At 41.3% G+C, this 6,477-nt stretch carries 7 protein-coding genes, 1 rRNA gene and 1 pseudogene; 2 read left to right on the top strand and 7 right to left on the bottom strand.

The features are described from left to right. Both F9802_RS17195 and F9802_RS17190 read right to left on the bottom strand, forming a co-directional pair. A 16S ribosomal RNA gene (locus F9802_RS17195) occupies positions 1–116 on the bottom strand; the annotation flags it as partial. Between the two features lie 239 nt (positions 117–355). Beyond that, positions 356–577 carry a hypothetical protein gene (locus F9802_RS17190; RefSeq protein ID WP_152154171.1) on the bottom strand — a complete coding sequence of 74 codons (222 nt, stop codon included), beginning with the start codon at positions 575–577 and terminating at the stop codon, positions 356–358. Between the two features lie 128 nt (positions 578–705). Between F9802_RS17190 and F9802_RS17185 the strand changes: the two genes are divergently transcribed. After that, a complete protein-coding gene (locus tag F9802_RS17185; protein WP_152154169.1) occupies positions 706–1,452 on the top strand; it encodes a polysaccharide deacetylase family protein in 747 nt (248 codons plus the stop codon). A gap of 268 nt (positions 1,453–1,720) precedes the next feature. Here F9802_RS17185 and F9802_RS17180 read toward each other — a convergent pair whose 3' ends face one another. Next, positions 1,721–2,332: a KinB-signaling pathway activation protein gene (locus F9802_RS17180; RefSeq protein ID WP_152154166.1), complete on the bottom strand. Its 612-nt coding sequence runs from the start codon at positions 2,330–2,332 to the stop codon at positions 1,721–1,723. Positions 2,333–2,475: 143 nt separating this feature from the next. On the opposite strand from F9802_RS17180, the gene gerD reads away from it, so the two are divergent. Continuing rightward, on the top strand, positions 2,476–3,090 hold the full coding sequence (gene gerD, locus F9802_RS17175) for a spore germination lipoprotein GerD (protein WP_152154164.1): 615 nt from the start codon (positions 2,476–2,478) through the stop codon (positions 3,088–3,090). Positions 3,091–3,137: 47 nt separating this feature from the next. Here the strand turns inward: gerD and F9802_RS17170 are convergent, their stop codons facing one another. The 4 genes and pseudogenes from F9802_RS17170 to F9802_RS17155 all read right to left on the bottom strand — a co-directional run bounded on the left by F9802_RS17170 (position 3,138) and on the right by F9802_RS17155 (position 6,454). Further along, entirely contained in the window at positions 3,138–4,202 is a 1,065-nt protein-coding gene (locus tag F9802_RS17170) for a P-loop NTPase (protein WP_152154176.1), read from the bottom strand. A 90-nt stretch (positions 4,203–4,292) separates the two neighbouring features. Beyond that, a complete protein-coding gene (gene cwlD / locus F9802_RS17165; RefSeq protein WP_152154161.1) occupies positions 4,293–4,997 on the bottom strand; it encodes an N-acetylmuramoyl-L-alanine amidase CwlD in 705 nt (234 codons plus the stop codon). A gap of 111 nt (positions 4,998–5,108) precedes the next feature. Continuing rightward, a pseudogene (rpsI, locus tag F9802_RS17160) lies at positions 5,109–5,174 on the bottom strand (30S ribosomal protein S9); the annotation flags it as partial. A gap of 83 nt (positions 5,175–5,257) precedes the next feature. Further along, the gene (locus F9802_RS17155) at positions 5,258–6,454 is read right to left on the bottom strand and encodes a hypothetical protein (RefSeq protein WP_152154159.1); all 1,197 of its coding nucleotides are present in this window, start codon (positions 6,452–6,454) and stop codon (positions 5,258–5,260) included. Between the last annotated feature and the right edge of the window lie 23 nt (positions 6,455–6,477).

Below are 6,477 nucleotides of genomic sequence, written 5' to 3'. Positions count from 1 at the left end.
CTCACCCGTCCGCCGCTAACTTGAACTGGAGCAAGCTCCAGTCAAGTCCGCTCGACTTGCATGTATTAGGCACGCCGCCAGCGTTCGTCCTGAGCCAGGATCAAACTCTCCAAAAAGATGTTTGCATAGCTCATGTTTTAAAAATAAGAATTAACTTACTGGCATGTATTTTGTTCAGTTTTCAAAGATCAATTTTTGTTAGTTGTCGTTAACAGCGACTTAAACATCATATCATTTTGCTTTAACGAAAGTCAACAAGTTTTTAAATTGTTTTCTTTGCCGCTTCCTTTGTGTTGCAGCGACAAATAATAATTTAACACAAACAAATCACATTCGTCAATAACTATTTTAAAATTTATTGTGTATTTTGTTGATACACTAAATACTCCATACATTCTTTTTCTGTAGCTACCCTCTTAAACAGATCAAATAGCCGTACATACTTTTTCTTCATGGACCGTTTAACAGATTCGTCTATTCGTGAATCTCCAAGATCAAACAAGATTTCGTCCATCTCTCGCTTGATCAAGTAATAGATTTCCCGTTTTTCTTCTTCGTTAATTAAAAGTGCCAGCATCTCATCACCCATTTTTTAATTTTATTCGACGTCATACTACTATGCTATTCGGCAATTCTATTTGTTTGTCATAATATTTGTGTACATGCTCATAAAATTGATTAAGACGTTTTTAGCGGAGGGAGAGCATGACTTTTTTTTATACTTTACATGCAAAAAAAACGAAGCAGGTTTTACTGCTAGTTTCTGTTTCATTTTTTACAGCTCTTTTATTGTTTACCCAGAATTCTTTGGGCATCCCCGTTTTTTCAGAGAAAGATTCTCCTAAAGCGATTTATAAAGGAGAAAAAGGAGTTGCTTTAACATTTGATATTGGCTGGGGTGATGAAAAGGCAGCCCAAATCGTCCAGACGCTGATCCGTCATAAAGCAAAAGCCACTTTTTTCTTGTCGGGTTCTTGGGCGGAACGCCACCCCGATCTTGTGAAAAAAATGAAAGAGCATCATTTTGAAATCGGCTTGCTCGGTTATAATTATGTTGATTATACATCTATGACGAAAGAAGAAATTAAAAAAGACGTGTTAAAAGCACAAGAAGTGTTTAACAAACTGCAAATTGAACAAATCAAATTGCTTCGCGCGCCGACCGGCCACTTTAATCAAGAGGCTCTTCAAGTAGCAGAAGACATGAATTTAACGTATGTTCATTGGAGTATTGATACAAACGATTGGAAAAATCCTGGTAAATCTTTTATTTTATCTAAGGCAAAAGAAGCAAGAAACGGAGACATCTTGTTTATGCATGCGTCAGATTCAGCTAAGCAAACAAATGCCGTGCTTCCCGACGTCATTGAGGCTTCCCGATCAGCAGGCAAGCTTGTGACCGTTTCTGAATTAATCGCAAACGGGAAAGTAGAAACGAAGCCTATTCCTTAAGTGAATATCATGAACAAAAGCGCAAGCGCCTTGATCAGCCCCAGGCAAAAATGTTCTTTCACCAATGTCTAGCTGCGCCTCCTTGGGGCTCGAGGTCATATGCCAGTCGCCCCAGAACAGTCGGCTCCGCTTTTTGACTTCATTGGTGAAAGGTTACTTGATCTCGAGGGGCTAGGCTCCTACGCTTGCCGCAGGCCCACCCCATTAGCAAAGGTATCCACCATGCGATTATTTTATAGTTCCCTAAACATAAAAAAAAGCGGCGCCTTTAGGCGCCGCTTTTTTTGGCTGTTCGTTGATTGTATCTTGGTAAAGCGAGCAATTGGAATGCATTGCATGGCAGCAAAGTGAACAACATAATGTACAGCCACTTTCCATCATTCGCTTGCAGAACCGGCAGCCACTCAAGGACTGTGACGACAATCATAAAAAACAACGCGGAGATAAAGACGCTTTTGCTTGATTGTCTTGCTTTGAAATAGGCGGTTAAAAGTCCAATAAGAAAAAGCAAACCGGCCAGACTAATGTAAGGCAAAAGAGATTCGCCTTTATCGGCAAACGCTTGAAAACGAAAATAAACGAGATCAAATAGAACGAAAGCAATAATTACAAATTGTACACTGTTCCAAAATGACCGAAACATGCTTGCCCCAAATTGATGAACCGTTAAATAAGCGAAAAAGCCCATTTGGCTAATTACACTGAATGTGAAACCGACAAATATGTGCCAAGCTAAAATGGAAAATATGTCTTTCCATCCGCCGCTGCTGATCAATGGAGCTAATTCATCCCAGCGGATAAAAAAACCAAGAATACTTGCAGCAAGCCCGCCAATTAATAATGTATGTACAAAAAACCTGATCCAATTCCGGATTGTCACCTTGTTACCCCCAACTGTGTAGTTACCCCTTTCTGATTGTAACAACGAAAATTGAAAAAATCTAGACAAAGACATGCCCCTGAATAATTTCTTTGCCGCTGTTCATATTAACAATAAGAAAAGGCTTGGAAAGGAGCTTCTCTATGTGGAAATTTGCTTTGCCGCTCCTCTTGCTTAGCTTTTCTCTAGCTGCTTGCGGAGGAAATGCGGCAGATACTGGAAACGCCCAAATGGATTATGAAGCGACGAAAAAAATGGTCGTTGATATATTGAAAACAGACGATGGAAAAGCAGCCCTTCAAGAAATGATGAAAGATGAGAAAATAAAGCAGCAGCTTGTGATGGATCAAAAAATTGTCGCTCAAACGATAGAAGAAACGCTGCTTTCTGAAAAAGGAGAGAAATTTTGGAAAGAGGCTTTTAAAGATCCTAAATTCGCCGGTGCTGTCGCTAAAGGAATGAAGAAAGAGCAGGAAGAGTTGTTAAAAGCATTGATGAAGGATCCCGAGTATCAAAAAATGATGCTGGATATCATGCAGGATCCCGAGAATGAAAAGAATATAACAAAGCTGTTGAAAAGCAAAGAATATCGCGAGCACTTGCAAAAGGTAATGAGCGAGACGTTTGAAAGTCCTCTTTATAAAGCGAAAATACAGGATATCTTGTTAAAAGCCGCGAGTGAGCAGGCAGAAGGAGAAAAGAAACAAGAGGGCGGCGCCCAGCAAGAACAGCAAAAAGGCGGGGGCGGCGGACAATAAATCAAAAAAGACAGCCGGGCAATTTCGCTTGCCGGCTGTCTTTTCGTTTATTTGCTGTTTAGTTTGCTGATAACCTTTTCAGCAATTTCCTGATAAATCAAACCAAGTTTATGGTCTTCAGCATAGATGGAAGGAGCAAAGTCTTCCTCATTCCAATCTGGCTGCTGAAGCGGCAGTCTGCCTAACACTTCTGTGCGCAGTTCATCCGCCAATTTATCTCCGCCGCCACGGCCAAAGACATATTCTTTTTCTCCGGTTTTCTTGCTTTCAAAGTACGCCATGTTTTCAATGACACCAATCAATTCATGATCTGTCTGTAAAGCCATTGCTCCGGCGCGGGCTGCTACAAACGCTGCCGTCGGGTGCGGCGTAGAAACGATGATTTCTTTAGAGTGAGGGATCATGGAATGCACGTCAAGCGCGACATCACCTGTACCTGGCGGCAAGTCAAGCAACAGGTAATCCAATTCTCCCCATTCCACTTCTTCAAAGAAGTTATTCAACATTTTTCCAAGCATAGGTCCACGCCAAATAACGGGTGCATTATCGTCCACAAAAAAGCCCATTGAAATGACTTTCACCCCGAAACGTTCTACAGGAATAATTTTTTCTCCGCGCACGACAGGCCGCTTCGTAATTCCCATCATATCCGGCACACTAAAGCCATAAATATCCGCATCCACAAGCCCTACTTTCTTGCCTAAGCGGGCAAGAGCCACGGCAAGGTTGACGGAAACAGTAGATTTACCGACGCCGCCTTTTCCGCTCGCAATAGCGATAAACGTTGTGTTGCTTCCCGGAGACAGCAAGCTGTGATCATTGTTCTGATCGTTTTCCGATCCGCGATATTTAGCCAGCTCTTCCGGCGGGAGCTCAGTAAAACGGATGCCGACTGTGTTTGCACCGGCTTCTTTTAATGCCTCAACAATCTGCATTTGCAGCTGCAGCTGTTCTGACGTCCCAGTTTGGGCAATAGCCACTTTCACACTGACATGCCGCTTTTCTTCTTTAATGCTAATCTCAGTAATCCCGTTCGTTTCCGCTAACGTTTTATGTAAAAAAGGATCTTTCATTTGACTTAATATATCCCTTACTCGTTCTTCCGTTACCACGCCGCACACCATCCTTTATTCTCTTCGTTTTTCTCTCGTATAGTATAACACATTGACAAATCAAAAAAAGGACAGAGCTTTTTAGCGCCCTTATCCTTCACTTTCCTCTAAATACCTCATAATGCCTTTGTAAATGGAAGCTGCTACTTTATCCTGATACTTTTCGGTCAACAAATCCTGCTTTTCCGCCGGGTTTGATAAAAAACCAACCTCTACAAGTGCTCCTGGCTTTTCTGCATACGTCAATAAATACACATGATTGATCGCTTTCGCTTCTCTTTGTGTATTTTCCAGATTCGAAACGAGCTCTTCTTGTATGGATTTGGCCACTCTCTTGTTTTCTTGCATGTGGGGAGCAAAAAACGTTTGTGCTCCTCTCCAGCGGGGAGAAGGAATCGCATTTAAATGAATGCTTAAAAAAAGATCCGCTTTTGACTCATTAATTAAACTCAGCCGCTTTTTTAAGTCTTCTGTTTTTCTTAAACGGTAGGACTGTGTATCAGGAGAAGCAAGATCGACATCTTTTTCTCTCGTCATTAAAACAAGGGCTCCCTGCCCCTGTAAATAATCACGGACCTTTTTAGTGACGACCAGCGCAATATCTTTTTCAAGTGCCTCCTTGTCCCCTGCTCCCCCATCTGGTCCGCCATGCCCAGCATCTAAATAAACAATTTTCCCCGAAAGCGGCAAATTCCAGGGCTTCCATGATTCACGCTCGGCTCCCCACGATTGAATGACAAAAATAAGGATGGCACTGCCGAGTAAAACAGCAAGCATCCTTTTCCATCCTCTCATCCGACTCCCCCTTTTCCCCCTCTTGTTGCCATCATATGGGACAAGGGAGGGAAATATGAGTCTCCAAAATCAAAAAACCCCAGCCAGATGGCTGGGGTTTGGAAAGACATATTAACGTTTTGAGAACTGAGGTGCACGACGAGCGCCTTTAAGTCCGTATTTTTTACGTTCTTTTATTTATGCATCTAATATGCAGAAACACAAAATAAAGTTATCCTTATCATATCAAGGTTAAATAGCGGTTGATTAATTAACAATGATTATTCTACTGTAGTATCTGTTTCTGCTACAGCAACCACTTCAATCTCAGTTGCAAGAACAGCTGAATTTACGGAAGCATTTGCTTTGGCTTTTTCACTTGCTTGTTCACCAGCTTGAGAGTTGAATTTGTTAGTCACAGATACATTTACTTTTTCCTTAATCTCTTTTTCATCTTCGGTTACTGCATCTGTTGTTTCCTCTACAGCTTCTTTTGATCCTTCAATCACTGTATCTGTTGTTTCTTCTACAGTTTCCTTTGTTTCAGTTACTAAAACAGCTGAGTTTAGAGAAGCATTCGCTTTAGCCGTCTCACTCGCATGTACACTTGCTTGAGAGCTAGCCTTGTTTACTGCTGATCTATTTTGTTTTACTTCAACTTCTGTTCCCTCAGTTACTACGTCAGTTGTTTTCTCTACAACTTCTTCTGTTCCTTCAGTCACTGTATCTGTTGTTTCTTCTACAGCTTCTTCTGTTCCTTCAGTCACTGCATCTGTTGTTTCCTCTACAACTTCTTCTGTTCCTTCAGTCACTGCATCTGTTGTTTCTTCTACAGTTTCCTTTGTTTCAGTTGCTAAAACAGCTGAGTTTAGAGAAGCATTCGCTTTAGCTGTCTCACTCGCATGTACACTTGCTTGAGAGTTAGCCTTGTTTACTGCTGATTTATTTTGTTTTACTTCAACTTCTGTTCCCTCAGTTACTACGTCAGTTGTTTTCTCTACAACTTCTTCTGTTCCTTCAGTCACTGCATCAGTCTTTTTCTCCACAGTTTCTTTTGTTCCAGTTGCTAAAACAGCTGAGTTTAGAGAAGCATTTGCTTTGGCTGTCTCACTCGCATGTGCACTTGCTTGAGAATTAGCCTTGTTTACTGCTGATTTATTCTGCTTTTCCTTAACTTCAGTTATTACTTTTGGCTGTTTTTTCTCTACTACAGGTTTTACTGGTTTCACCTGCTCTTTATGTGCCTTCACCTGTACTTCTCTAACTTCTGCTTTTACTTGTACGGCAGAATTAGAAGCAGCATGGTCTTTAGCTGTTAAAGATGCATGTGCATTTGCTTGTGCTTTAACAGAAACTGCTTTTGCATGGTCGTTTTGGGCCGCTTCACTAATTTGTCCTCCGGCTAAAACGCCAACTGAAAGTACTCCTGCTAACACGATAGATTTAACCACTTTATTTCCTGTAATATGTTTTTTCATTTTTTGTTCGCTCCTTTTTTCTT

This window comes from Bacillus aerolatus (genome assembly GCF_009183655.1).
GTDB lineage: Bacteria > Bacillota > Bacilli > Bacillales > Domibacillaceae > Pseudobacillus > Pseudobacillus aerolatus.
Note: the sequence above shows the minus strand (reverse complement) of the source record. Positions and strands in the feature narration are given on the sequence as shown.

Coding starts and splice junctions, on each gene's coding strand:
- F9802_RS17190 (WP_152154171.1), bottom strand. CDS start 577: ATGCTGGCACTTTTAATTAACGAAGAAGAAAAACGGGAAATCTATTAC.
- F9802_RS17185 (WP_152154169.1), top strand. CDS start 706: ATGACTTTTTTTTATACTTTACATGCAAAAAAAACGAAGCAGGTTTTA.
- gerD (WP_152154164.1), top strand. CDS start 2,476: ATGTGGAAATTTGCTTTGCCGCTCCTCTTGCTTAGCTTTTCTCTAGCT.
- cwlD (WP_152154161.1), bottom strand. CDS start 4,997: ATGAGAGGATGGAAAAGGATGCTTGCTGTTTTACTCGGCAGTGCCATC.
- F9802_RS17155 (WP_152154159.1), bottom strand. CDS start 6,454: ATGAAAAAACATATTACAGGAAATAAAGTGGTTAAATCTATCGTGTTA.